Raw genomic sequence first — 25,038 nt, forward strand, 5'->3', positions numbered from 1 at the left:
GAGTATAAGGTGATTGTAGGGGGTTTGATAACATTTTTCAAATGAAATGTTTGTGAAAACGATTTCTTATTCTTTTTTTATTTTGTATGCCCTTTCTTACAGAACATTCCCTTATTTCAAAATGGTGTATCATATATTTTTATTTAAAGTGTGAAAAAATAATTGACAGAATACTCAATAAAGTTGTAAGATTATAAATGGAAAATAAATGAAAGGGGTGTGCGTAATGATTGTAATCGTAAATGTAATGGGCTTAGCTCTGTTAAATGGCAGAAAACATTCATATCATTACGCAACCCGTACGGATATATAGGGCATCTTTGTCTTATAAGAAGCGTACGTTGCGTATATCGTAACGTACGCTTTTATGCATTCCTGTGCATATCGTCAAGCGGCGGTATGCTTTTTTTTGTTTATTTTCCCTTGTTTAGTTCCGATAAAAAACTTTGGAAGGTGGAAAAATGTGATGAGATTGTATGGGTTACGAAATGTAAATGTGATAGGTCTGGATAGTGGATAAAGAAATGAGAGGTAAACGAGAACGAGAAGGGAGAGGTTACATTGTTATCAGTATTACTAAAGCTAAAATGGTTTTTTAGGGAGCACTGGAAGAGATATAGTATTGCCATTGGAGCTCTTTTAATTGTGAATATAGTTGAAGTGATTCCCCCGAAAGTGTTAGGGGTTACGATAGATAATATAAAAACAGGAACGTTATCGAACGAAGCTATTATACAGTCTATTCTTATTTTAATAGGGGTCACGATCGTTGGATATGGCCTCACTTTCGTATGGCAACATCAATTGTTTGGCGGTGCATTCGTACTTGAGAAAACGATGCGCTCTAAATTTATGGGGCATTTACTTAAGATGACGCCGACTTTTTATCAAAAAAATCGTACTGGTGATTTAATGGCGAGAGCGACAAATGATTTGAAAGCAATCGCTATGACAGCTGGTTTTGGTATATTAACGCTTGTGGATTCTAGTTTATATATGCTTACGATTGTCTTTATGATGGGGTTTACAATTAGTTGGGAGCTTACATTTGCAGCGCTTATTCCGCTTCCAATTATGGCGTATGCGATGAATATATATGGAAAGAAATTGCATGAAAGATTTACCGTTGCGCAAGATGCGTTTGGTGATATGAACGATAAAGTGCTTGAATCAATCGCTGGTGTGCGTGTTATTCGTGCATATGTACAAGAGAATGCAGACGAGGAAAGATTTCATCATTTAGGAGATGACGTCTACGAAAAAAATATGAAGGTAGCAAAGATTGATGCATTATTCCAACCAACTGTGAAAATGCTTGTCGGTCTTAGTTATTTAATCGGCTTAGTGTACGGTGCATACCTTGTGTTCCAGTCAAAGGTGACGCTTGGTGAACTCGTTTCTTTTAACGTGTATTTAGGGATGATGATTTGGCCGATGTTTGCAATTGGGGAACTAATTAATGTTATGCAAAGAGGAAATGCTTCGCTTGACCGTGTGAATGAAACGTTAGCGTATGAGCCAGATGTAAAGAATCCGAAACATCCAAAGCTTGTGCAAGAGCCGGATTATATTCAGTTTGATGATGTGTCTTTCTCATATCCTTCATCAACTGAAGAAAATTTAAAAAAGGTTTCTTTCACATTAAAGCAAGGAGAAACGCTAGGGGTTGTCGGAAAAACAGGAAGCGGGAAAACGACGCTTGTACGTCAGCTTCTTCGCCAATATCCGCTTGGAGATGGAGATATTGCAGTTTCTGATGTGACATTAGATAAAATGACGAATGAAAATGTACTCGGCTGGATTGGTTATGTACCGCAGGAGCATATTTTGTTCTCAAAAACAGCGCGAGAAAATATTTTATTCGGAAATAGGGAAGCGACTGAAGAAGAACTAGAGAAAGCAATTGAAATTGCTGCGTTTAAAAAGGATTTAGAGTTTTTACCAGAAGGGTTAGAAACGCTCGTTGGAGAGAAAGGTGTTTCTTTATCAGGAGGGCAAAAACAAAGGATCTCGATTGCACGAGCTGTTATTCAAAATCCAGAAATTTTAATTTTGGATGATTCTTTATCAGCTGTAGATGCTCGTACGGAAGCAGCGATCATTGAAAATATAAGAACGGAAAGAACTGGAAAGACGACGATTATTACGACGCATCGTTTATCTGCAGTGCAACATGCGGATTGGATTCTCGTTATGGATGAAGGCGCAGTTATAGAAGAAGGTACGCATGCTCAGCTTATCCAGAGCGGAGGTTGGTATGCTGAACAGTTTGAAAGACAACAAGGTGAAAGTGAAAGTGCGGATAGTGGGGTGAAAATATGAGCGTTTCAAAACGATTGTTTCAATACGCGATGAAAGTGAAAGGGACGATTTTTGCTGCGATGTTAATGTTATTTATTTTCGTCATCGCAGAGCTTGCTGGTCCTTTCGTTGCTAAAACGATGATTGATGATCATATCGTCGGGATAGAGAAACCTTGGTATGAAACAGAACAGAGTGAAGAAGCTGTTTCGTATAATGGCGCTTTTTATAAGCGAAGTGATCGCTTTGAACAAGGCGAGACAAAAGGTAAAGAAGTACGTGTGATGCAAGTCGGTTTTCAATATTATTTTGTACCGAATAAAGTAAATGCGGAAGGGTCACGGACTGTAAAAGGGGATATGATTACCGTTCAAAATGGTAAGGCGGTGCAAGTTTATAAAGCGAAAGCATTAACAAAGGAAGAAGTATTTGCATTTTATAAGCCAGAAATAAACCGTCTATTATTACTTGGTGGTGGCTATTTCACTTTATTAGTAGTCGTGTCATTATTTGCATACGGAAAGCAGTTCTTCTTGCAAAAGGCAGCGAACAAAATTATTCAAATTATGAGGGAAGATGTTTTTTCTCATATTCAAACGTTGCCAATTCGGTACTTTGATCATTTACCGGCGGGGAAAATTGTTTCGCGTGTGACGAATGATACAGAGGCCATTCGTGATTTATATGTAACGGTGCTGGCAACATTCGTTTCTAGTATCATCTATATTATTGGGATATTCGCTGCGTTATTTTTATTAGATGTGAAGCTCGCTTCATTATGTTTATTAATTATCCCAATTTTAATTGTTTGGGCGATTCTTTATAGAAAATACGCGTCTGTATACAATCATAAAATGCGCTCTCGTTTATCTGATATTAACGGAACAGTGAATGAATCCATTCAAGGGATGCCAATTATTCAAGCGTTCCGTCAAGAGCGTGAAACGAAAAAAGAATTTGAAGAATTAAATGGCGATTATTTTAAGTATCAAAATAAAATTTTAAATTTAAATGCAGCAACTTCGCATAACTTAGTAGCCGTATTAAGAAATATCGCTTTCACAGGAGTAATTTGGTATTTCGGCGGTGCGTCATTAAGTGCTACAGGTATTATTTCACTTGGGGTACTGTATGCGTTCGTCGATTATTTAACACGATTATTCTCGCCAATTACGAATATGGTGAACCAGCTTGCAAACTTAGAGCAAGCGCGCGTTGCATCAGAACGTGTCTTTGAATTGTTAGAGGAAAAAGGGGAACCGGTAGAAGAAGAACGTATGCCTCGTTTAAAAGGAAATGTAAAATTTGATAATGTATCATTTTCTTATAATGGAAAAGATGAAGTGTTAAAAAATATTTCTTTTGAAGCGAAACAAGGCGAGACAGTGGCACTTGTCGGTCATACTGGATCAGGAAAAAGTTCTATCATGAATGTACTCTTTCAATTTTATGAGTTTGAAAAAGGAAAGCTTACGATTGATGGTCACGATGTAAAAGAGATGCCGAAACAAGCAACCCGTGAACATATGGGAATCGTACTGCAAGACCCGTTTCTTTTTAGTGGGACGGTCGCTTCCAATGTAAGCTTAGAAAATGAAAAAATTTCAAAAGAGCGCATTGTAAAGGCGTTACGTGATGTTGGTGCTGAAAGATTTGCGAACAATATAAATGAAGAAATTACAGAAAAGGGAAGTACGCTTTCCACTGGAGAACGTCAGCTTATTTCGTTTGCTAGGGCGCTCGCTTTTGATCCGGCTATTTTAATTTTAGATGAAGCAACGTCTAGTATTGATACAGAAACAGAGGCGATGATTCAACAAGCACTAGAAGTTGTAAAAAAAGGAAGAACGACATTTATTATCGCTCACCGCCTTTCAACGATTAAAAGTGCAGATCAAATTATTGTGCTCGATAGAGGAACCATTTTAGAAAAAGGCTCTCATGATGAACTCATGAAAAAGCGCGGGCGTTATTACGATATGTATAAAACGCAAATGGAAGGCAATCAGAGTGCTTAATATGCATGGAGGAGAACTTGTGATTTTCACAAGTTCTTTTTTATTGATGAACATGTCGACTCTTTAGCGAATTACGACAGTTAAATAAGAAGTATTGTTTTACCTTTTTCTCCATAAATGCTATATTAAAAAATGTTACTTATTTTTTGTATGTAGCATTATTTTTCCCTTTTGTTTGATTATGAAGAAAAAGGATAAACTAAATAAGAACATTTTCATTGAAAAATTGTTCAAGATTGCATACAATCAATATAGTTTTTAAATTCCTATCAGAATACTTGGAGGATTACTATCATGAAGAAATTATTTTCAGTGCTTGCAGTAACTACATTAGCGATCGGGATTGTAGCCGGCTGCGGTAAAGAAGAGAAAAAAGATACAGCTAGTCAAGACGCGTTACAAAAGATAAAACAAAGCGGTGAACTTGTAATTGGAACAGAAGGTACATACGCACCGTTCACATTCCATGATTCAAGCAATAAATTAACTGGATTTGACGTTGAACTATCAGAAGAAGTTGCAAAACGTTTAGGTGTAAAACCTGTATTTAAAGAAACACAATGGGATAGCTTACTTGCTGGTTTAGATGCAAAACGTTTCGATATGGTTGCAAACGAAGTTGGTATTCGTGAAGACCGTCAAAAGAAATATGATTTCTCTAAACCGTACGTTTCATCTTCAGCGGCATTAGTTATTGCAAAAGATAAAGATAAGCCTGCTACATTTGCTGATGTAAAAGGTTTAAAAGGAGCACAATCTTTAACGAGTAACTATGCAGATATTGCTAAGAAAAACGGTGCGGAAATTATTGGTGTAGAAGGATTTAGCCAAGCGGCAGAATTATTAGCTTCAGGACGCGTTGATTTTACAATTAATGATAAGTTATCAGTATTAAATTATTTAGAAACGAAAAAAGATGCAAAAATTAAAATTGTAGATACTGAAAAAGAAGCTTCAGAAAGTGGATTCTTATTCCGTAAAGGTAGCACTAAGCTTGTACAAGAAGTAGATAAAGCGTTAGAAGATATGAAAAAAGACGGTACGTATGACAAAATAACGAAAAAATGGTTCGGTGAAAATGTATCTAAGTAGTGCATTAGTTTCAGATCGATTGTCTACTTGGATAGATATTATGCAGACTTCCTTCATGCCTATGCTGAAGGAAGCTGTTTTTACAACAATTCCATTAACGCTTATTACATTTATTATCGGGATTATACTGGCAACGTTAACAGCGCTCGCACGTATTTCTGGTAGTCGTATTTTACAATGGATTGCTCGTATCTATGTATCTATCATTCGCGGAACGCCACTTCTTGTACAATTATTTATTATTTTCTATGGACTTCCAACTCTTAATATTGAAGTTGAGCCATATACAGCAGCAGTTGTTGGATTTTCATTAAATGTCGGTGCATATGCATCTGAAATTATTCGTGCTTCTATCCTTTCCATTCCGAAAGGGCAGTGGGAAGCAGCTTATACAATTGGGATGACATATCCACAAGCATTAAAACGTGTTATTTTACCACAAGCAACGCGCGTATCAATCCCGCCGCTTTCGAATACATTTATTAGCTTAGTGAAAGATACTTCGTTAGCATCGTTAATTTTAGTAACAGAAATGTTCCGAAAAGCGCAGGAAATTGCGGCGATGAACTACGAGTTTTTAATTGTTTATTTTGAAGCAGGTCTTATTTATTGGGTTATTTGTTTCTTATTATCAATCGTACAACAGATGTTAGAAAAGCGTTCAGAACGCTACACATTAAAATAATCCTTTTACAAAAGGAGTTTTTGTTTTTATGATTTCAATTCAGCACTTACAAAAAAGTTTCGGAGATAATACCGTACTAAAGCATATAGATTTAACAGTTGAGAAGGGCGAGGTTGTTGTTATTATTGGGCCGTCTGGATCTGGTAAAACGACATTCTTACGTTGTCTCAATGTATTAGAAACGCCAAACGCTGGTAATATTCGTATCGGTAATAAAGAGCTTAACTTCTCTCAAAAAGTAACGAAGAAAGATATTGTTAATCTTCGTACGCAAACAGGTATGGTATTCCAGCACCATAATTTATTCCCGCATTTAACAGCACTTCAAAATGTAATGGAAGGGCTCGTTACAGTGAAAAAGATGGGGAAAGAAGAAGCGAAGAAAAAAGCAAACTATTTCCTTGAAAAAGTTGGTTTAGCAGATAAAGTGGATTTATATCCGTTCCAATTATCAGGCGGACAACAACAGCGCGTTGGAATTGCGCGCGCGCTTGCGATGGAGCCGGAAGTGTTACTATTTGATGAGCCGACGTCAGCGCTTGATCCTGAACTCGTTCAAGAAGTTCTGAAAGTAATGAAAGAACTTGCTAAAGAAGGCATGACGATGGTTATTGTAACGCACGAAATGCGTTTTGCACATCAAATTGCGAACCGTGTTATTTTCATGGATGGTGGTGTCGTTGTCGAACAAGGTACACCAGAAGAAGTATTTACAAATCCAAAAGAAGAACGTACGAAGAAGTTTTTACAAATGTTGCAATAAATTAAGGAAGGTCTCAAGGCATATGCCTTGAGACCTTTTTGCCATATATATTTATTTGTGGAATCCGCCAAGGCTTTGCTCAGCCATTGCAACTAGACGTTTTGTGATTTCTCCACCAACTGAACCGTTAGCGCGAGCCGTAGAATCTGCTCCTAATTGTACACCAAATTCTTGAGCGATTTCGTACTTCATTTGATCGATTGCAGCTGTTGCACCTGGTACTACTAATTGATTTGAAGAATTTTGGTTTGCCATAGGAATATATCCTCCTTAGAGTTATAAAAGTTTTTTTGGTTGGACTAGCTGGAGTTGAACCAGATTATCGCCCCGGTTGGCGCTAATCCATCGGTAATTAAGTTTGTACTCATAGTATGGATGTTACCTAGAAAGATATACAAAATAACAATTTGTAAATTTTGTCAAAAAAACTTATTGATTTCGTAAATTATGAAATAAGAGTAATCGTTGTATTTTTAAGAAAACAGGCCAAACTAAGGAGGATATTAAATATAATTTTCTCATTGTAGCCTGCTACTTGTAGGCTAATTATTAGCTTCTTATATAGGATTTATTGAAATAAAAATGAAATCGGTAGCAACTTTATAGTTCTATTTTTAAGTAGGGATGGAGTGGGCACTCCTATGTCTGGATAGGTTGCTCTCTTCACTCTAAAAAAGAGAGGCTTTAAACGATAAAGTATGGAGGAATCATGATGGGGATTTGCCCGCTTTGCAACGCATTAGAATCACAAACATATTCTTGTCAAAATTGCCAAAGTATACTCCAAGATTATGGGAAGTCTGTAGATTACATAGACGATTATAGTGCCTATATGGATCAAGAATTATTAAGTGCAGTAGATGGTTTAACGCATAATAATTCAAATGAATATTGCAATCATATTTTTTATTGCGGAGTATGTAATGTGGAAACTGAGGTTGTAGTAAAACTTGTGTAAATAGAAAACTTCCACCTTATTATCTAGGTGGAAGTTTTTGTTTTTGCATTTGTGAGTGAATCATAGGAGAAGGGATACATTCGGTGTTTGATGAAGTCCCGGATTTTATTTGGGACATTTTTTCCTTTGCATCACGTAAAGAATGTTCAGTTAAGTAGATGGCATATTCGTAAAATAACTGGCGTGTCAGTTCACTTTGTTCTTTTAATTTGGCATCTTGGAATACAGTTCGCCCAGGTTTAGAGTTGGCTTCAAATAACCACGGATTTTCCTTTGTGTCTAAACCGATATCAAAACCGATTTCTCCAATATTTCCGGTTACTTGTTCATCGAGCGCGTAACTTATTTGTAAGGCAGTATGTTTTAATTTATTTTCAATTTGAACTTGTTTCGTTGAATCTGGAAAAAGTTCTTGTAGCAATTTTGTATCACCGCCGCTATTTACGTGCGTTGTTAAACTGCCTTTGCCGGCAATTTTGGCGACGATTGCACTAACTATCCAATTACCGAAATGATTTTTATTTGTATGAATGCGGAAATCAACAGGTTGCCCATCAAAGCGAAGTAACGAAATACCTTGCTGTACGATAAACTTTTTTAAATCATGTCCTTTTAATACGTGGTTTAGAAGAGTTTCTAATGATTGATACTTTCTCAGTTTATTTTCTTCATTTTCGCGATAACGACAGTAGTAGCAATTCTCTGTTTGAGAATAAAATATTTGATGAATATTTCTACCAAAGCTCCCGTGTATTGGTTTCATGTACACAGATTTATACGTGCCAAGAAACCGTTCTACTTGTTCAAAATGCTGAAATGCTTCTGTGTTTGGTAATAAGGGTCTAATTGATTCGTCTTTCATAAGAAGTTGATGAACTTCCCATTTATTAAAAAAACCTGGGTTAAACCATGGGATAGAGTAGTCATGTTCTAACTTTCTTTTTGCTCTGACGATCGGTTTATAATTTTCTGCTTGTCGATTCGGTAATCGATCGTAAATAACATTTGGTAAAGGGACCTTTTTCTTTATCCATTGTTTCTCTTGAAAGAAATATCCTTCAATCGTTTCTTCTTCCCAGTTTATATGCTGAACGCCAAAGACGAATACGAACGGTCGTAATGAGAATGGTGGTGTTAACAACTCACTGAGAGCAATTGAACGATTTCCTAAAGGGTTAGAAGAATCATCGTTAAAGCCAGTTGTAAAAATGCCGATTAATGGTCCGAAAATAATTGTTTGGTTTTGTGTGAATGCATGAATAGTAGTGGATTGAGGTAGTAAAAGTTTTTCGGCAATATGTTTTCCGATAATAATTTCGCGAGTAAAGGAATAATGAATTTTCACCTCTTCACTTGCAATGTGACGTATACCGAAGGAGAGGGATGTAATAGGTGGCGTAATAGAAAAAACGTAAGGTAAAGTAATACTATTTGGATGTTCATCTGAAATGTTTAATGTATATATATGTTCTTTCAAAATAGGTTTACCTCCTTTCATTATGGTGTAAAGCTACTGAATTTAAGTGGTCCGTGAAATATCTTTTCAGCTAATGAATCACTATGACGAATGTATTGTTCGTAAGGGGGAATCGTGTTGACATACATAAGCCAAATTGCGCCTTTTTGATCCATAATTGTGGAAAGTTCTAGTTCAAATAACGAAGAATAAGACTGATCTAGTGTTTGGAATACTTCATTTACAATGTCGTGTAAAGCATCTTGCAATAGTTGCACACCGGTACTAGATAGTACGTATTTAATTTTTGAAAATGAATGTAATGAATCATCGGCCGTTGCTGAGGGTAAAAGTTGATTAGGAAATGAGCTTTTTTGTATAAATTGACCGATAACAGTCCAAGTTTGTTCTTTGTTTTTTTGCAAAATGGTTCGAATGTGGAGTGGATATGTTAATTGGTTTGGTGGTTGTAGCATAGTGTGTGCTATGTAACGTGATGAAGGTATGTTAGATTTACACCAAGATATAAATTCGTCTGTCCGTTTTAATGGAAGAGAAGTATGGTATTTTTCATTTACTGTATCGATATGAAACGTTTTCTTTTTGTAAGCAATTCGATATAAGTTATCCTTTGAATGTGTATTAGTGGGGCGTATAATAATATCTTTAGTTTTTAACAACAGTTTAAAAATGTTTTGTATCGTTGCCACTTCAAATTTTGGTATATAAGGAGACAGTTTTTTATTAGTGAGAAATAAATCATGTAGTTCACTTAAATTGATAAGTGTGTTATTTAAAAAGGTAGTGGAAGGACGATTGTGCAAAGAGTGAATAATTGATTTTGCTTTTTCAAAGTCTGTTTCCTCGTGAAAAGAATAACGATCATATATATAAGAAGGAATAGGGAATGTTTGCTCTTTCCATTTTCCTGTATCTGTATCGTAAATAAGACCAGAAATAAGGTCTGTTTTAGGATCAATACAAAATGGCGTAAACTGGGCAACGACATTATGATAAAGCCGAGCGCGTTTAGCGATTTCGGTGTAATACGTTTGTTCGTAATGAAGTTTAGAAGCTAAAAGACCGAGAACCAACGAAATCACTCCTTTACTACTATTTGCATAATAGGCGAAGCTATATATTGCAAATACGTTTTTATACCATTATACTTTTGTCCGTATGATGATATGCTATAGTTTTGGAGAAGTGAAAGGTTGATTGTAATGAATATATGGTTAAATATGTTAACGACGACAGGACTCGGAGCAATTATTGGGGGATATACGAATCATTTAGCGATAAAAATGTTATTTCGTCCTCATCGTCCTATTTATATCGGAAAGTTTCAAGTTCCATTTACACCAGGGTTAATTCCGAAGCGTCGTGATGAACTTGCTGTTCAATTAGGAAATATGGTTGTAGAACATTTGTTAACACCAGAAGGAATTGGAAAAAAGCTAACAAATGAAGAGTTTCAAAAAGGTTTAATTCACTGGGCGCAAGTGGAAGTGGATAAAGTAATTACGAATGAACAATCACTGCGACATATGTTAGAAAAATGGAATGTAGCGCATGTAGAAGAAGAAGCGACTCGAAAAATCGAACATGTTATTACAGAAAAAATTCATGCATTTTTAGCAGAGTATTATACATATACATGGGAACAGGCTTTACCTCATTCTGTAAATGAAAAAGTAGAGAATGCGATTCCGAATGTCTCGGCGTTTATTTTAGAGCGAGGAATTAGCTTTTTTGAAAGTGAAGAAGGGAAAGCACGTCTTTCAAAAATGATTGATGATTTCTTTGCTTCTCGCGGAACGCTACTTAACTTAGTCGGAATGTTTTTAGGAAATGTAAGTGTAGTGGATCGTGTGCAGCCAGAAGTTATTAAGTTTTTAGGTCAAGATGGTACAAAGCAGCTTTTAACTGACGTACTGCAAAAAGAGTGGGAAAAGTTAAAAGGAAGAGATGTAAAAGAATTAGAAGCATTTGTAGAGAAAGAAATGATTGTAAGCTCCGTGCTGTCAGCAGTTAAAGTAGAGGAAACAGTGAGTAAGTTTTTAAATCAATCTGTTCAGCAAGTATGTGAACCAGTTCGAGAAACAATTATTGAAAAAGTGGTTCCAAGTGCAGTAGCGAAAGGCTTAAAGTGGGGAACAGAAAATGTAGAGAGTATACTAAATAATCTACACCTTGCGGAAATTGTCCAGCAAGAAGTGTCTACATTCTCAACAGAAAGATTAGAAGACTTAGTTCTGTCTATTACGAAAAACGAATTGAAAATGATTACGTATTTAGGAGCGTTATTAGGCGGAATGATCGGGCTCGTACAAGGATTGTTACTATTGTTTCTTAGATAATAAGGTGAGTACATAGAAATAAAAGTGAAATTTCTTCACATCTCTTGCATAGTTTGATATGGTAAGAAGAGGTGCGTATGTAAATGCACGTAAAAGGCAGTGCGAGTGAAAAGCGCTAGCCTTCTAAAGGAGGAAAAATAAAATGACAAAGAACATTCATGATGTTGCATATGAATTACAAAAAGCAATCGCTGAAAACGAAGACTTCAAAACTTTAAAAGAGAGCTACGCAGCAGTTCAAGCTGACACAGCTTCAAAGAACTTATTCGATGAGTTCCGTACAATGCAACTTAGCCTACAACAGAAAATGATGCAAGGCCAAGAAATCACTGAAGAAGACAACCAACAAGCACAAGAAGTTGTAGCTCGTATTCAACAAGATGCTAAAATTACAAAATTAATGGAAACTGAGCAACGCCTAAACGTTGTAATCGGTGACGTTAACAAAATTATCATGAAGCCACTTGAAGAATTATATAGCGCGCAACAACAAGCGTAATGAGAGAAGACGCTCCTAGTATAGGGGCGTCTTTTTCAGTGACAATAAAGGTGTTTAATTTTAGTATAAGAAATGTAATAGCCACCTATTAAAATTAACTTGTAGGTGGTTTTAAATTTATTTAAAACTAAATTTAATTGTTGTAGCCTTTAATTTATAAAAATAATAAAGTTGGTTAATTTTTCTTCAACTAATGCCGCTTATTGAAAAAAAGTAGCTTGCTCCATTTACTAAATTTTTATCCTGTTTTACATAGCTTAATCTGCCTCAACATCTTTTTCAACTAAATTTTGAACAAATCTTAATAGATAACCATCAGGATCCATAATTAAAAATTCTTTTTGTCCCTTTAATTTAGTATCAGCTCTATACCAATTCTCTTGAATATCAAATTTAATTGGATACTCGTTCTTTTTCAAACTATCATATAGTGAATCAATATCATTTATGATAATTTGAAAATTGATTCCTCTTCCGTAGGGATAAGATAACTCCCCAGTACTCCAATGACCATTTACTTCTTCAATCATAATCTGGCAGTCATTTAAAGACAGTAAAGCAAACTTATCCTCTGGTCTTTGATATTCAATTTTAAACAGGAGAATTTCCGAATAGAAATTTAAACTTTCCTCCATATCTGAAACTGATAGCTCTGGTATTAATGCATTGAGTTTGTGCAAAAATGCTGCCCCCTTTGCTTAAGTTATTGATTATTATAACACTCACTATAAATTCTTCTTCCATTAAACTACTTCGTTAGCCCTATAAGAAGTAAACAAGTTTATTATCTCTACACACGTCTTTTTTGTTTGTTATTTTTTGAAATACTCCGTTTTAATGTTTTTCTCCTTCAAAAACTCTTCAATTTCTTTTTGCTTCCTACCATTAACTTTCTCAAAGCGCTTTGTAAAAGAGAAATCAGTTTTGAATAAGTTACCATCTTGAGCGAATTTTTCTATTTCCTGATCTAATTCTACTGAAAGTGCTGTAGATGCTGAAATATAATTATGAATTTCCTTCGAAGGCTGTTTGTAATCAGCAGGAATCGTATTGTTACTAATAAAATGATGGAAGTTCGCATCGTTTTGTTGAGCTAAATCTATTAGTTTTTGTAATTTATCCCGGTCGGACTCAGTAACCTTCTCGTCAGACATGGCTGACGAAAGTGGAACGATGTTTTCGTATAACTCTCCGCTATAATCTAAATAAGTTTTTATATTTTGCTTCATTTCGTCTTCATTAATAGTTTCATTTTTCTTTGAGGAACTAAATATATTTTCTGGAACTTTAATAGCAACATCTTTAATAGATTGTACATCGTTTTCTTCCTTAGGTTGTGCACTGTTTGAACAAGCTGATAGAAATAAAATTGTAAGTAACATGAGTGGATATAAAATATATTTTTTCATAGTAATCTCCTTTTACATTCATTAGTATCTTTGTAAAATAGCTAAATTCCATTTTAAATACTTAACTAAAAGTGAGTATATATGTTTTATCATTTGATAACATATGACGGATATTAGTAAGCCGATGCAAAAGGCTATGAATACATTGTAAACATCGGAATAACTGATTTGATGAAACCCTTTAAAGAATCCTAATCCTATTAATAAGATAGGTGAAATAATTAATAACGGAGTGGCAATTATAAGTGTTAGAAGAAGCGGTAATAGAAAGAGTAATACGAAAAAGGCGATAATGATAAATATAAAGTTTAAAACACTTAAGCTCATAACAGAAAACAGTGCTGTCATAATATTTTTTAGGCTGCGTTTCTTGTCAGCTTTACTTATTACATATGAAATATTAAGTTCTTTAGCAATGGTTTTAGGGTTTCCTAGCTTTTTAGAAATTTCCTCTTCAGATATTCCATCTTGTTTACCACTAATAAAATGAGTTTCGTACTCCGAGATAATATCCTCCTTTTCTAAATTAGGCATATTCCGTAGGGAAGAACTAAGTTGCTCTAAAAATTCACTTTTGTTCATAACAATCACTTTCCTTTATAAAATGATGAATTATGGCTGAAAATCCTATCTTTTTTCTAAACAGCACACACAATCTATATCTACTTTTTGAAAGGAGATATACTAATCGTGAATAACATTCCAAATAATGGGTATTCCATTATTTACAAATATATCACTTACTATTGTTCTTTGCAAGGTACTATAAATTTGTTAATAATGTGAATAGGTGGAAGTATTTTTGTACATTTTTAGCAGAGATATAAAAATGTTATTTTAAGATAAACAAAAGGTTGTAAGCGCATTCTTTAAATCTTGTCAAAATAATGTCGAATTCATATTGTTGGAAAAATAATGAATTTGTAATATAATGATAAATGATACTTCACCACGTTAATTAACTAGGTGAAATTAAAAATCTTTATTACACAAATTATGAAACAAAGGAATGATTAGTTTGAGTACAGGTGTAAAAGCAAACGACGTGAAGACAAAAACAAAAGGAGCAGATCTTGTTGTTGATTGTTTAATTAAACAAGGTGTTACACATGTTTTCGGTATTCCAGGAGCAAAGATTGACTCTGTATTTGATGTACTGCAAGAAAGAGGACCAGAGTTAATTGTTTGTCGTCATGAACAAAATGCAGCATTTATGGCAGCTGCTATTGGTAGATTAACAGGAAAACCGGGCGTATGTCTTGTAACTTCAGGACCAGGGACATCAAATTTAGCGACAGGTCTTGTTACTGCGAATGCGGAGAGTGATCCCGTTGTTGCTTTAGCTGGTGCAGTTCCGCGTACGGATCGATTAAAACGTACACATCAATCTATGGATAATGCTGCACTATTCGAACCAATCACAAAATATAGCGTAGAAGTAGAGCATCCTGATAATGTGCCAGAAGCATTATCAAATGCATTCCGAAGTGCGACTTCTACAAATCCAGGAGCAACTTTAGTAAGTTTGCCGCAAGACGTTATGACTGCGGAAACGACTGTAGAGTCTATCGGTGCGCTTTCTAAGCCACAGCTTGGAATCGCTCCCACACATGATATTACATACGTAGTAGAAAAAATAAAAGCAGCGAAATTACCAGTTATTTTACTCGGTATGAGAGCAAGTACAAATGAAGTGACGAAAGCTGTTCGTGCATTAATTGCGGATACAGAGCTTCCTGTTGTTGAAACATATCAAGCAGCTGGTGCGATTTCACGTGAGTTAGAAGATCATTTCTTCGGCCGCGTTGGATTATTCCGTAATCAACCAGGTGATATTTTACTAGAAGAAGCAGACCTTGTTATTTCTATCGGTTATGATCCAATTGAGTATGATCCAAAGTTCTGGAATAAACTTGGCGACAGAACGATTATTCATCTTGATGACCATCAAGCAGATATCGACCATGATTACCAACCAGAGCGTGAATTAATTGGTGATATTGCCTTAACGGTAAATAGCATCGCGGAGAAATTACCGAAACTTGTATTAAGTACGAAATCAGAAGCGGTATTAGAACGATTACGCGCAAAATTATCAGAACAAGCAGAAGTTCCAAATCGTCCTTCAGAAGGTGTTACGCATCCACTTCAAGTGATTCGTACACTTCGTTCTTTAATTAGTGACGATACAACTGTTACATGTGACATCGGTTCCCATTCTATTTGGATGGCGAGATGTTTCCGTTCTTATGAACCACGTAGATTATTATTTAGTAACGGTATGCAAACGCTAGGTGTTGCACTTCCTTGGGCAATCGCAGCTACTTTAGTAGAACCAGGTAAAAAAGTAGTTTCCGTATCAGGTGACGGTGGTTTCTTATTCTCTGCGATGGAGTTAGAAACGGCGGTACGTTTAAATTCTCCAATCGTCCATCTTGTTTGGAGAGACGGCACATATGATATGGTTGCATTCCAACAAATGATGAAATACGGCAGAACATCCGCTACAGAGTTTGGCGATGTTGATCTTGTGAAATATGCGGAAAGTTTCGGGGCGTTAGGTCTTCGTGTTAACACGCCTGATGAATTAGAAGGTGTGTTAAAATCCGCGCTAGCAGCAGATGGTCCTGTCATTATTGATATTCCAATTGACTATCGTGACAACATTAAATTAAGCGAAAAATTATTACCAAACCAATTAAACTAATGGAGGCAGATTTGAGATGACTGTTGCGCAATTAATTGATATTGATGCGAAAAAAACGAAAACGAGTAATGAAGTATATCAAACATCTACAATGCTTGCGCTATTAGATGGTATATATGATGGTGTAATTAGCTTTGAAGATTTGAAAAAACATGGTGATTTCGGCATCGGCACATTTGATCAATTAGATGGTGAAATGATTGCATTTGATAATGAATTTTATCATTTACGTTCAGACGGTTCAGCAGAAAAAGTAGAGCCAGAAGAAACAACGCCATTTGCGACTGTAACGTTTTTTGAAAAAGAAATGAGTTATACGGTAGAGCGTCCGATGAATCGTGAAGAAGTTGAAGCGTTATTACATGAATTAATGCCAAGTAAAAACTTGTTTTACGGTATTCGAATGGACGGTACGTTCCGTGAAGTAAGGACGAGAACTGTTCCAAGACAAGAAAAACCGTATACACCGCTCGTTGAAGTGACGAAATCACAACCAATCTTTTCATTTGAAAATACAGAAGGTACGCTTGCTGGATTTTGGACACCAGATTACGCACAAGGTATTGGGGTAGCTGGATTCCACTTACATTACATTGATGATGAAAGAAGCGGGGGCGGACATGTTTTCGACTATGTTATAGAAAACTGTACGATCCAAATTTGTCAAAAAGCTCATATGCATTTAGCACTTCCAGAAACAGCTGATTTTATGGCGGCTGAATTATCAAGAGAAAATTTAGAGGATAATATTGCAACTGCGGAAGGTGCAGAGTAAGAGGGAAAGACTGTTCCATTTTGGAACAGTCTTCTTTTATTCGTAATGTTATTATTTGTCGATAAATCGATATTTCTTGTCGAACCGTTGATATATTGTAAGTTACGATAGATATATTCGAAAAATCGTTGATATCGCTTATTTCTTTGAAACAAACGGATGCCCCTCATAATAAAAACGCCACGGATAATGTACAGCTTCTTCTGCATAGTCGATATTAATACGAGGTCCTGCTGTTATTTTATATTGTGATGATATGTGTTCTTCTTTTGGAACTAATTCAATATGTAACGTATCATTTTGTAACGATACGCCGCGTTCTTTTAAAGTAATTCCGAGTGCACGGCATAGTTTGCCAGGACCATTTGTTAAATTTTTGTACTGCGCTTTTGTAATTTCGGTCTTATTGTAGCGCGCTAGTTTTATTTCTGCTATTCCATCTACTGGCTCAAGGGCTCGAATGAGAACACCTTGCGGGGTGCCCACTGGCGCTGTAATAACGTTAAAGCAATGATACATACCGTAAATTAAATATACGTAAGCATGCCCTGGTGCACCAAACATAACTTCTGTGCGATCTGTCCGTCTGCCTCCGTAACTATGTGCGGCCTTATCATCTGGGCCTTTATATGCTTCTACTTCTACAATGATTCCGCTTCGCTTTATTCCGTCTACAATATGAACAAGTTTTTGCCCGAGTAATTTTTTTGCGACTTCTAACGTATCGCCTTCATAAAAAGAAGGAGGTGCCTGCATTGTACTATCTCCTTTGCTAAGTGTATATGTATATAGTAAACCAAATTTTCAGTAGTAATTCTAACTCGTTCTATTTGCTACATTTATTTCATAAATTATGGATAGAGTACAACAGCGAAGAGGGGGAGTGCGACATGATTTATCGCTTACTAGCTCTTAATATAGATGGGACACTACTATACAACAATGGAAAAATTGCAAAAGGATTAAGAGAAACAATTGAATTTGTGAAAAGAAAAGATGTATACGTTACGTTATTTACGAGTCGTAATTTTCAATCCGCTCATAAAGTAGCAAAGGCGTTAAAATTAGATTCTATATTAGTGACACATGGTGGTGCTTTCGTTTCAGCAACGTTAGATAAGCCGTACGTTCAAAGAAGATTATCTGAAGAGAAGACTTTTAACATTGTGCAAGTGTTAGAGCACTTTGATTGTAACGTACGCATTTCTCATGAACGGTTTTCGATAGGAAATCGTGAGAGAAATACACCAAACTTAATTGCGCGCACTGTATTATCAAGCGCAGATCCGTTATTTTATCCAGTTCAATTTGTAGATTCGTTAGGTGACGCGCTTCGTGACCATCCGGTAGCAGCGCCAAAAATTGATGTTATTTTCCAAAGTAAAGGTGAAAAAGAAAGAGGACTGAACACATTAAGAAAAGCGTTCCAAGATGTAGAGTATGTTGAATGTGATTCAAAACGAATAGAAATTTTACCGCAAAATGTATCAAAATTACGTGGATTACAATTGCTTGGAGAGCATTTAAATATTTCGCTAAATGAAATGGTTGCGATTGGAGATAGTATGGAAGATTTAGAGGTTATTGAAAACGTGGGACTTGGGGTAGCGATGGGGAACTCGCCTGTAGAATTAAAGCAAGTAGCAGATTGGATTACACGTTCAAATAGCGAAAACGGTGTAGAGTATATGATTAAAGAGCATTTCCGTAAGCAATTCCCGCTTCCGTTTTTGAAGAATCATAAAAATACACCGAAACGATGAAAGAAAAACGTAGCTTTTTGGCTACGTTTTTTTGTTGAGCTTATTAAAAGGAATGGAAACGTTTTAAATTGTGAATTGTGTATGGGATTCATACAATTCACTTGAATCCTTCAGAAAACTAATGTAAAGTGGATGATGTTGTCAAAATAGTTACACCACATGAAATATTCTTCAGATTAATTTTATTGGGCTCCCATACGTAAAAGTATTTCCGCATGACAGTTTAGTTCACGTATTATTTCAAAAATGAATTGTAGTAATTTTATTAAGTAGTTGTAGCGTTCCTTTGTTGTATTTAAATGGATTATTTTAAGTTAATGTGAGTAAGACCTGGTACATATGAAATGTACTTCTTTTTGTGGTTTTAGGAAGTTTAAAAGGGGGAATGAATTTCTTGAGGAAATCATTTAATCAAAAAATTAAAAAGTTAAGTAGTAGTTTAATAGTTGTATTACTAATATGTATGAATTTTTTAATCCATTTACCATTTAAAGCAGAGGCAGCTACAACAGAATTAAAAGGTTTAGGTGATGTATCTTATTACAACGCCATCATTTTTGGAGATCATAGTGCAACGAGTGCGGATATTGAAGGTGCGATGGCTGTTCAGAAAAATATGAACGCATCAAGTTATACAGTCGTAGCGGCTGCAACTGGAGCAAATAACTTAGCTGGAGCAACTTGGGTAGATGAAGGATATCCATCATTATTACTAGGCGGTCAATTTACGAAAGCTGGAGCAGGACAGGTAATTATTCAAGATGGAACAGTGGCGATGACAAAAGACGGTGACCCAGATGGCGCAATGAAAACATCGTATGACCGTATCTCTTATAAAGAGCAAGCGGAGATTGATGCTAAGTTTAAAGAATTTAGAAAAGACGTTGATGGTGTAATTGGGGATGCAAGTAAACTACACACTGATAAGCCAAAACCTAATATGAGCTTTGGAATCGGTGAAGATGCAAACAACCCTAATATTTATGTCTCTTCAGGTCAGACGGGAAAGAAAGCATTCGATGTAAAAGACGTTTTTCTTCCGAATGTAGAGAATAAAGATTTTATTGTTATTTATTCAGATGCAGAAGAAGTGAGTTTTGGTGGCGGTGCAATTTTGTATGATACAAGAAATACTGGGATGGCGACGGATTTAATTAATACATCTCAAGCATATGACCCTAATTCATCTTTTACTGAGTTAGCTAGTAAGGTAATTTGGGTATTTCCTAATGCTACAAAGATAACAACTAAAGGTTATGGTGTAGTAGGTAGTGTGTTTGCACCTAATGCAGTTGTAGAAACAAAAGGTGGTTCTATTAATGGACAAGCCTATGTTGGAGGATTACACCAAAGAGATGGTTTTGAGGTTCATAACTTTAAATTTAACTGGCCAAAATGGAATAAACCAGCAGCTGAAAAAGGACATTTACAAATTAAAAAAGTTGATGAAAACGATGAAAACATTGTTTTAAAAGACGCAAAATTTGATGTTATAGACAAAGATAATAACGTTGTGGCTACTGTTACAACAAACGAAAAGGGTATTGCGGAAGTTAAAGATTTACCACTTGGTGACTATTTTGTAAAAGAAATAAATGCACCAGAAGGATATATAAAAGTTGATACACCAGTCAAAGTAACAATTGATAATACAAACGTAATTGAACTTGTTATGAAGAATACGAAAAAAGTAGAGAATGGCCAATTTAAATTATTGAAAAAAGATAGTGAATCTGGTCAACTTCTGCCAGGTGCAAAATTTGATGTTATCGATAAAGATGGTAATGTTGTGGAAACAATTGTTACAGGTGATAAAGGCGAAGCCTTATCGAAACAACTTCCAGTTGGAAGCTATACATTAAAAGAAGTAGAAGCACCGAAAGGATATGAATTATCATCTAGTTCAGTTTCTGTTGATGTAAAGGCTAATAAAGTAGTGACTGTAGATGTGGTGAATAAAAAGATCCCCGAAAAAGTAACAGGTCAATTCGAAATTGTGAAAGTAGATGCGGAAGATAAAACGAAAGTATTATCAGACGCAGAATTCGAAGTGTATAAAGACAGCAAGAAAGTAGATACGTTACGAACAGATAAAACTGGTAAAGTAATTTCTCAGAAATTAGAACCAGGAACATACACATTAAAAGAAACGAAAGCACCACAAGGATATAAATTGCTAAAAGAAGAAATTGAAGTCGTTGTGGAAGCAAACAAAGTAGTAGAAGTACAAGTAGAAAACGCAAAAGAACTAGGAAGCTTACAAGTAATCAAAAAGGATTCGGAGAGTGGAAAAGTTCTAGCAGGTGCAGAATTTAAACTGAAAAATGAAGCTGGTCAAGTAGTTGGAGAAGCGAAAACAACGAATAAAGACGGTGTTGTGAAATTCGAAAGCTTAGTGCCAGGAAAGTACACGTTAGAGGAAACGAAAGCGCCGGAAGGTTATAAAGCGCTAGAAGTGACAGTAGAAGTGAACGTTGTAGCGAACGAAGTAGTAAAACAAGAAGTCATGAATGAAAAAGTAATGGGTCAATTCGAAATCGTGAAAGTAGATGCGAATGATAAAACGAAATTGTTATCAGGTGCAGAATTCGAAGTGTATAAAGATGGTAAAAAGGTAGCGGAACTGAAAACAGATGAGAGTGGAAAAGTGATGTCACCGAAATTACCGCTAGGTGAATACACAGTGAAAGAAACGAAAGCACCAGCGGGCTACAAACTTTCAAATAAAGAATGGAAAGTAACAATTCAAAATGAGAAAGAAGTAGTAAAAGTAGAGGCAGAAAACGAAAAAATCTTAGGTTCTCTACAAATTATTAAAATGGATGATAAAGATAAAACGAAACGCTTAGTAGGCGCAGAATTTACATTGAAAGATGCGAAAGGAAATGTTGTAAAAGAAGGAATTACAACAGATAAGTCTGGAACGGTTAAAGTAGACGGACTTGTGCCAGGTGAATATACGTTAGAAGAAACAAAAGCACCAGAAGGTTATGAGTTAACAAAACAAATAATTCATGTAACAGTTGACGGTGAAAAAGCTATTGATGTAAAAGTAACGAACGGTAAGAGCCTTGGTCAATTCGAAATTGTAAAAGTAGATGCGAATGATAAAACGAAATTGTTATCAGGTGCAGAATTCGAAGTGTATAAAGATGGTAAGAAAGTAGATACATTACGAACAGATAAAACTGGTAAAGTAATTTCTCAGAAATTAGAACCAGGAAAGTACACATTAAAAGAAATGAAAGCACCACAAGGATATAAACTACTAAAAGAAGAAATTGAAGTCGTTGTGGAAGCAAATAAAGTAGTAGAAGTACAAATAGAAAACGCAAAAGAACTAGGAAGCTTACAAGTAATCAAAAAGGATGCAGAGAGTGGAAAAGTTCTAGAAGGTGCGGAATTTAAATTAAAGAACGAAGCTGGTCAAGTAGTTGGAGAAGCGAAAACAACGAGTAAAGACGGTGTTGTGAAATTCGAAAGCTTAGTGCCAGGAAAGTATACGTTAGAAGAAACGAAAGCACCAGAAGGTTATAGAGCGTTAGAAGTAACAGTAGAAGTAAATGTTGTAGCAAATGAAGTAGTAAAACAAGAAGTTATGAATGAAAAAGTGAAAGAAGAAATTACAGGTCAATTAGAAATTACAAAGGTAGACGCTAATAATACAAATAAAATATTAGCAGGCGCAGTGTTTGAAATTTGGAAAGACGAAACAAAAATTGACACATTAACAACAAATAAGAGCGGTAAAGCAATTTCTCAGAAGTTAGAACCAGGAGATTATATTTTAAAAGAAATCCAAGCGCCAGAAGGATATACTTTATCCGATAAGGAAATGAAATTTACGATTTCTAATGAAAAAATTGAATTTGTAAAACTTCAAATTACAAATAAAAAAGATACAGAAAAAGGTCCGGAAAAACCAGGTGAAGGAACAGAGAAGCCAGGTGAAGGAACAGAAAAACCAGGTGAAGGAACAGAAAAACCAGGTGAAGGAACAGAAAAACCAGGTGAAGGAACAGAAAAACCAGGTGAAGGAACAGAAAAACCAGGTGAAGGAACAGAAAAACCAGGTGAAGGAACAGAAAAACCAGGTGAAGGAACAGAAAAGCCAGGTGAAGGAACAGAAAAACCAGGTGAAGGAACAGAAAAGCCAGGTGAAGGAACAGAAAAACCAGGTGAAGGAACAGAGAAGCCAGGTGAGGGAGTAGAAAAACCTAATTTACCAGAAAAAGGACAAGGTTCTTCTAATAATCAACAACTTCCAGCTACAGGACACAATACGAATTACGTTCCATTCATCGGTTTTATGCTTCTGTTACTAGGAATACGTTTAAGATTCATGGCTAAAAATAGTTAACGGATGTATAAAAGGCATCAGAGATATATAATCTCTGATGCCTTTTAAGTGAATACAGATAAAATGAAAATATCTATATGGAATGATAAATATGTTAAGCTTCAATTACGCTAAGCATTCTGTTTATAAATGCAGCTGCGTGAGCACGTTGTGATGGTCCTTTTGGTACGAATTGATTAAATTCATTACCTTTTACAATTCCATATCCATACACTCTTTGTACTTCTTCTTTAGCGTAAATTAAGTTTTGGTCTACGAATGGTAGTTCAACTTGTTTTGCAAAAATACCAGCGTGTTTTAGAGAACGATCGATCATAATAACAGCTTCTTCGCGTGTAATTGTAGTATTTGGATCAAATGTATTATCACCACGTCCGCGGATTATGCCTGCGCTTGCTGCACGATTAATACCGTCTCTTAAAGATGGGTGTACTTGTTCTAAGTCTGTGAAATTAGCATTTCCACTTGGTAATTGTAAAGCACGAGTAATTAATGTAGCAAATTCAGCACGCGTTACAAGACGTTCTGGGAAGTACTTGCCGTTCCCTTCTCCTTGCATAATGCCTCTAGCTGCTAATTGACGAATGTCTTGTTCATACCATCCACCTGTAATGTCATCAGTTACGGGATTTTTTTGGTTTTCCTTATAGTATGTTTCAGTTCCTTTTAAGAAAGCATCCCATTGTCCGCGTTGAATCATAAACGCAGGGCAGTTTTTTCCTGACCAAAATTGGTGTTTTTGGACCTTATCTAGAGAAATATTTAAGTCGTTCATTAAATAAGCTGCCAATTTACGTGCATTTTCTACCGCTTTTTCATAGTTTCCATCTTGATTAACGGCAATTTCAATTCCGATAGATTCATAGTTTCCAGTTTTATTTCCAGCATGCCATCCAACTTCATTTACTGGAAGATGTTGATAAATTTCTTTATCATCTACTGTGAAATGCCAAGATGCAGCGCGATCAGCTGTTCCGCGTGCTTGATTATCTAAGAATTTTGCATGATTCAGAGCATTAGCACCTTTCGCTGTATTAGCCGTTTCGTGAATCGTAATATATTTAGGCACCATCGGGTAGCCAGGGCGAATATCGTCATTTCCTTTTGGGACAATCATTTCTTTAAATGTAACGCCATAAATATTGTTTGTTTGTAGAGCTTCTGGCGATCTCAATAAACTATTTTTAGCAGTACGACTGTTTTTTAATAATGAAGCTTTTGTACCTTCAAATGTAGCAGAAGGTGCATAAATCCATTTTGCTGTTTCATTTATTTGAACTTTAAACCAATTTCCAGCTTGTTCAGTAGGAGTTATGACTTGTGGCTCTAGTTTTCCTTCTTCTTTAAATGATTGGAACGGAAGTGCATGTATGGAAGCTTCTTCTTTTACGATTAATTTTTGGTTAGATAGTTTATGAATCTCTTGAACTTCTAAGCTATTATCATTGTTATCTATCCATCCAGCGCCAGTTGACGTCGTTATGTAATAAGCATTTCCTTTTTTCTTTGTCGCCGTTACGACTTGTTCTGTAATCTCGATATTCGATTTGTTTTTTAAATCATTCGCGGTATATAATGAATGTTTTTTTGAAGTGTATAGTAGGAATTGGCCAGTAACCTCGATATCTTCTTCATGAGTACTATGCTCATTAACATGTTCTTTAATACTTTTAAAAACTTGATCCTCCGTATATACTTCGGCAGATTTTTCAGCACTCTCTGCAAATGAATAAGTAGGCGCAAGAACAGTTTGTAATGCAAGAGAGAGAGTTAAAACACTATAAAATTTCTTTTTCATATTTGTTTTTAACACATTAGATTGTGGAATCTAGTGTTAACAGTCCTCCTTTTTATATTGTATTTTCACTATGTATCGATTTTAACACTAATAA

General features: G+C 35.6%; 20 protein-coding genes. 12 read left to right on the forward strand and 8 right to left on the reverse strand.

Annotation, left to right across the window (positions count from 1 at the left end; translation table 11 throughout):
- The first annotated feature begins 561 nt into the window (after window positions 1–561).
- The 5 genes from NST90_RS04360 to NST90_RS04380 all read left to right on the forward strand — a co-directional run bounded on the left by NST90_RS04360 (window position 562) and on the right by NST90_RS04380 (window position 6,859).
- Window positions 562–2,322, forward strand: a complete 1,761-nt coding sequence (locus tag NST90_RS04360) for an ABC transporter transmembrane domain-containing protein (RefSeq protein WP_061113464.1) — start codon at window positions 562–564, stop codon at window positions 2,320–2,322.
- A complete protein-coding gene (locus NST90_RS04365) occupies window positions 2,319–4,319 on the forward strand; it encodes an ABC transporter ATP-binding protein (RefSeq protein ID WP_025709954.1) in 2,001 nt (666 codons plus the stop codon). The genes NST90_RS04360 and NST90_RS04365 overlap by 4 nt, the downstream gene beginning before the upstream one ends.
- A gap of 294 nt (window positions 4,320–4,613) precedes the next feature.
- Window positions 4,614–5,411 (forward strand): amino acid ABC transporter substrate-binding protein, encoded by a 798-nt coding sequence (locus NST90_RS04370; protein WP_000732836.1) that lies wholly within the window; start codon window positions 4,614–4,616, stop codon window positions 5,409–5,411.
- Window positions 5,398–6,096 carry an amino acid ABC transporter permease gene (locus NST90_RS04375; RefSeq protein ID WP_000281499.1) on the forward strand — a complete coding sequence of 233 codons (699 nt, stop codon included), beginning with the start codon at window positions 5,398–5,400 and terminating at the stop codon, window positions 6,094–6,096. Before NST90_RS04370 ends, NST90_RS04375 begins: the two co-directional genes overlap by 14 nt.
- A gap of 28 nt (window positions 6,097–6,124) precedes the next feature.
- The gene (locus NST90_RS04380; RefSeq protein WP_000623610.1) at window positions 6,125–6,859 is read left to right on the forward strand and encodes an amino acid ABC transporter ATP-binding protein; all 735 of its coding nucleotides are present in this window, start codon (window positions 6,125–6,127) and stop codon (window positions 6,857–6,859) included.
- A gap of 51 nt (window positions 6,860–6,910) precedes the next feature.
- On the opposite strand, the gene sasP is transcribed toward NST90_RS04380, so the two are convergent.
- Complete coding sequence (sasP, locus tag NST90_RS04385) at window positions 6,911–7,114, reverse strand: small acid-soluble spore protein, SasP family (protein WP_000013338.1); 204 nt, start codon at window positions 7,112–7,114, stop codon at window positions 6,911–6,913.
- A gap of 457 nt (window positions 7,115–7,571) precedes the next feature.
- Here sasP and NST90_RS04390 point away from each other — a divergent pair, with 457 nt between their 5' ends.
- On the forward strand, window positions 7,572–7,817 hold the full coding sequence (locus tag NST90_RS04390; protein ID WP_000510474.1) for a hypothetical protein: 246 nt from the start codon (window positions 7,572–7,574) through the stop codon (window positions 7,815–7,817).
- 19 nt (window positions 7,818–7,836) lie between these two features.
- Here the strand turns inward: NST90_RS04390 and NST90_RS04395 are convergent, their stop codons facing one another.
- Both NST90_RS04395 and NST90_RS04400 read right to left on the reverse strand, forming a co-directional pair.
- Entirely contained in the window at window positions 7,837–9,294 is a 1,458-nt protein-coding gene (locus NST90_RS04395) for a YheC/YheD family protein (protein ID WP_283748295.1), read from the reverse strand.
- A gap of 20 nt (window positions 9,295–9,314) precedes the next feature.
- A complete protein-coding gene (locus tag NST90_RS04400) occupies window positions 9,315–10,367 on the reverse strand; it encodes a YheC/YheD family protein (protein WP_283748296.1) in 1,053 nt (350 codons plus the stop codon).
- Between the two features lie 129 nt (window positions 10,368–10,496).
- Here NST90_RS04400 and NST90_RS04405 point away from each other — a divergent pair, with 129 nt between their 5' ends.
- Together NST90_RS04405 and NST90_RS04410 are read left to right on the forward strand one after the other, a co-directional pair.
- Window positions 10,497–11,633, forward strand: coding sequence for a DUF445 family protein (locus tag NST90_RS04405; RefSeq protein ID WP_283748297.1), 1,137 nt, complete (start codon window positions 10,497–10,499; stop codon window positions 11,631–11,633).
- Between the two features lie 142 nt (window positions 11,634–11,775).
- Complete coding sequence (locus NST90_RS04410; protein WP_000164614.1) at window positions 11,776–12,132, forward strand: YlbF/YmcA family competence regulator; 357 nt, start codon at window positions 11,776–11,778, stop codon at window positions 12,130–12,132.
- Between the two features lie 257 nt (window positions 12,133–12,389).
- Here the strand turns inward: NST90_RS04410 and NST90_RS04415 are convergent, their stop codons facing one another.
- From NST90_RS04415 to NST90_RS04425, 3 genes are all read right to left on the reverse strand, one after another.
- Entirely contained in the window at window positions 12,390–12,812 is a 423-nt protein-coding gene (locus NST90_RS04415; protein ID WP_000549334.1) for a VOC family protein, read from the reverse strand.
- A 132-nt stretch (window positions 12,813–12,944) separates the two neighbouring features.
- Entirely contained in the window at window positions 12,945–13,541 is a 597-nt protein-coding gene (locus tag NST90_RS04420) for an NDxxF motif lipoprotein (RefSeq protein ID WP_000760028.1), read from the reverse strand.
- 21 nt (window positions 13,542–13,562) lie between these two features.
- Window positions 13,563–14,123 (reverse strand): DUF1700 domain-containing protein, encoded by a 561-nt coding sequence (locus tag NST90_RS04425; RefSeq protein WP_001042965.1) that lies wholly within the window; start codon window positions 14,121–14,123, stop codon window positions 13,563–13,565.
- A gap of 436 nt (window positions 14,124–14,559) precedes the next feature.
- Between NST90_RS04425 and alsS the strand changes: the two genes are divergently transcribed.
- Window positions 14,560–16,248, forward strand: a complete 1,689-nt coding sequence (gene alsS / locus NST90_RS04430) for an acetolactate synthase AlsS (protein WP_000103510.1) — start codon at window positions 14,560–14,562, stop codon at window positions 16,246–16,248.
- Between the two features lie 16 nt (window positions 16,249–16,264).
- Complete coding sequence (gene alsD, locus NST90_RS04435; RefSeq protein WP_000215024.1) at window positions 16,265–17,023, forward strand: alpha-acetolactate decarboxylase; 759 nt, start codon at window positions 16,265–16,267, stop codon at window positions 17,021–17,023.
- Between the two features lie 138 nt (window positions 17,024–17,161).
- Here the strand turns inward: alsD and NST90_RS04440 are convergent, their stop codons facing one another.
- Window positions 17,162–17,779, reverse strand: a complete 618-nt coding sequence (locus NST90_RS04440; RefSeq protein WP_001148783.1) for a DNA-3-methyladenine glycosylase — start codon at window positions 17,777–17,779, stop codon at window positions 17,162–17,164.
- 134 nt (window positions 17,780–17,913) lie between these two features.
- Here NST90_RS04440 and NST90_RS04445 point away from each other — a divergent pair, with 134 nt between their 5' ends.
- A complete protein-coding gene (locus NST90_RS04445; protein WP_283748298.1) occupies window positions 17,914–18,786 on the forward strand; it encodes a Cof-type HAD-IIB family hydrolase in 873 nt (290 codons plus the stop codon).
- Window positions 18,787–19,180: 394 nt separating this feature from the next.
- On the forward strand, window positions 19,181–23,146 hold the full coding sequence (locus tag NST90_RS04450; protein ID WP_339201132.1) for a SpaA isopeptide-forming pilin-related protein: 3,966 nt from the start codon (window positions 19,181–19,183) through the stop codon (window positions 23,144–23,146).
- 94 nt (window positions 23,147–23,240) lie between these two features.
- On the opposite strand, the gene NST90_RS04455 is transcribed toward NST90_RS04450, so the two are convergent.
- Entirely contained in the window at window positions 23,241–24,944 is a 1,704-nt protein-coding gene (locus NST90_RS04455) for an S-layer homology domain-containing protein (protein WP_044307491.1), read from the reverse strand.
- Between the last annotated feature and the right edge of the window lie 94 nt (window positions 24,945–25,038).

Source organism: Bacillus sp. FSL E2-8900 (assembly GCF_037966225.1).
Taxonomy (GTDB): Bacteria; Bacillota; Bacilli; order Bacillales; family Bacillaceae_G; genus Bacillus_A; species Bacillus_A cereus.

Bases quoted from the DNA above. Each gene is read 5' to 3' on its own strand.
- NST90_RS04365 (WP_025709954.1), top strand. From the start codon at position 2,319: ATGAGCGTTTCAAAACGATTGTTTCAATACGCGATGAAAGTGAAAGGG.
- NST90_RS04370 (WP_000732836.1), top strand. From the start codon at position 4,614: ATGAAGAAATTATTTTCAGTGCTTGCAGTAACTACATTAGCGATCGGG.
- NST90_RS04375 (WP_000281499.1), top strand. From the start codon at position 5,398: ATGTATCTAAGTAGTGCATTAGTTTCAGATCGATTGTCTACTTGGATA.
- NST90_RS04380 (WP_000623610.1), top strand. From the start codon at position 6,125: ATGATTTCAATTCAGCACTTACAAAAAAGTTTCGGAGATAATACCGTA.
- sasP (WP_000013338.1), bottom strand. From the start codon at position 7,114: ATGGCAAACCAAAATTCTTCAAATCAATTAGTAGTACCAGGTGCAACA.
- NST90_RS04390 (WP_000510474.1), top strand. From the start codon at position 7,572: ATGGGGATTTGCCCGCTTTGCAACGCATTAGAATCACAAACATATTCT.
- NST90_RS04405 (WP_283748297.1), top strand. From the start codon at position 10,497: ATGAATATATGGTTAAATATGTTAACGACGACAGGACTCGGAGCAATT.
- NST90_RS04410 (WP_000164614.1), top strand. From the start codon at position 11,776: ATGACAAAGAACATTCATGATGTTGCATATGAATTACAAAAAGCAATC.
- NST90_RS04420 (WP_000760028.1), bottom strand. From the start codon at position 13,541: ATGAAAAAATATATTTTATATCCACTCATGTTACTTACAATTTTATTT.
- NST90_RS04425 (WP_001042965.1), bottom strand. From the start codon at position 14,123: ATGAACAAAAGTGAATTTTTAGAGCAACTTAGTTCTTCCCTACGGAAT.
- alsD (WP_000215024.1), top strand. From the start codon at position 16,265: ATGACTGTTGCGCAATTAATTGATATTGATGCGAAAAAAACGAAAACG.
- NST90_RS04440 (WP_001148783.1), bottom strand. From the start codon at position 17,779: ATGCAGGCACCTCCTTCTTTTTATGAAGGCGATACGTTAGAAGTCGCA.
- NST90_RS04445 (WP_283748298.1), top strand. From the start codon at position 17,914: ATGATTTATCGCTTACTAGCTCTTAATATAGATGGGACACTACTATAC.
- NST90_RS04455 (WP_044307491.1), bottom strand. From the start codon at position 24,944: ATGAAAAAGAAATTTTATAGTGTTTTAACTCTCTCTCTTGCATTACAA.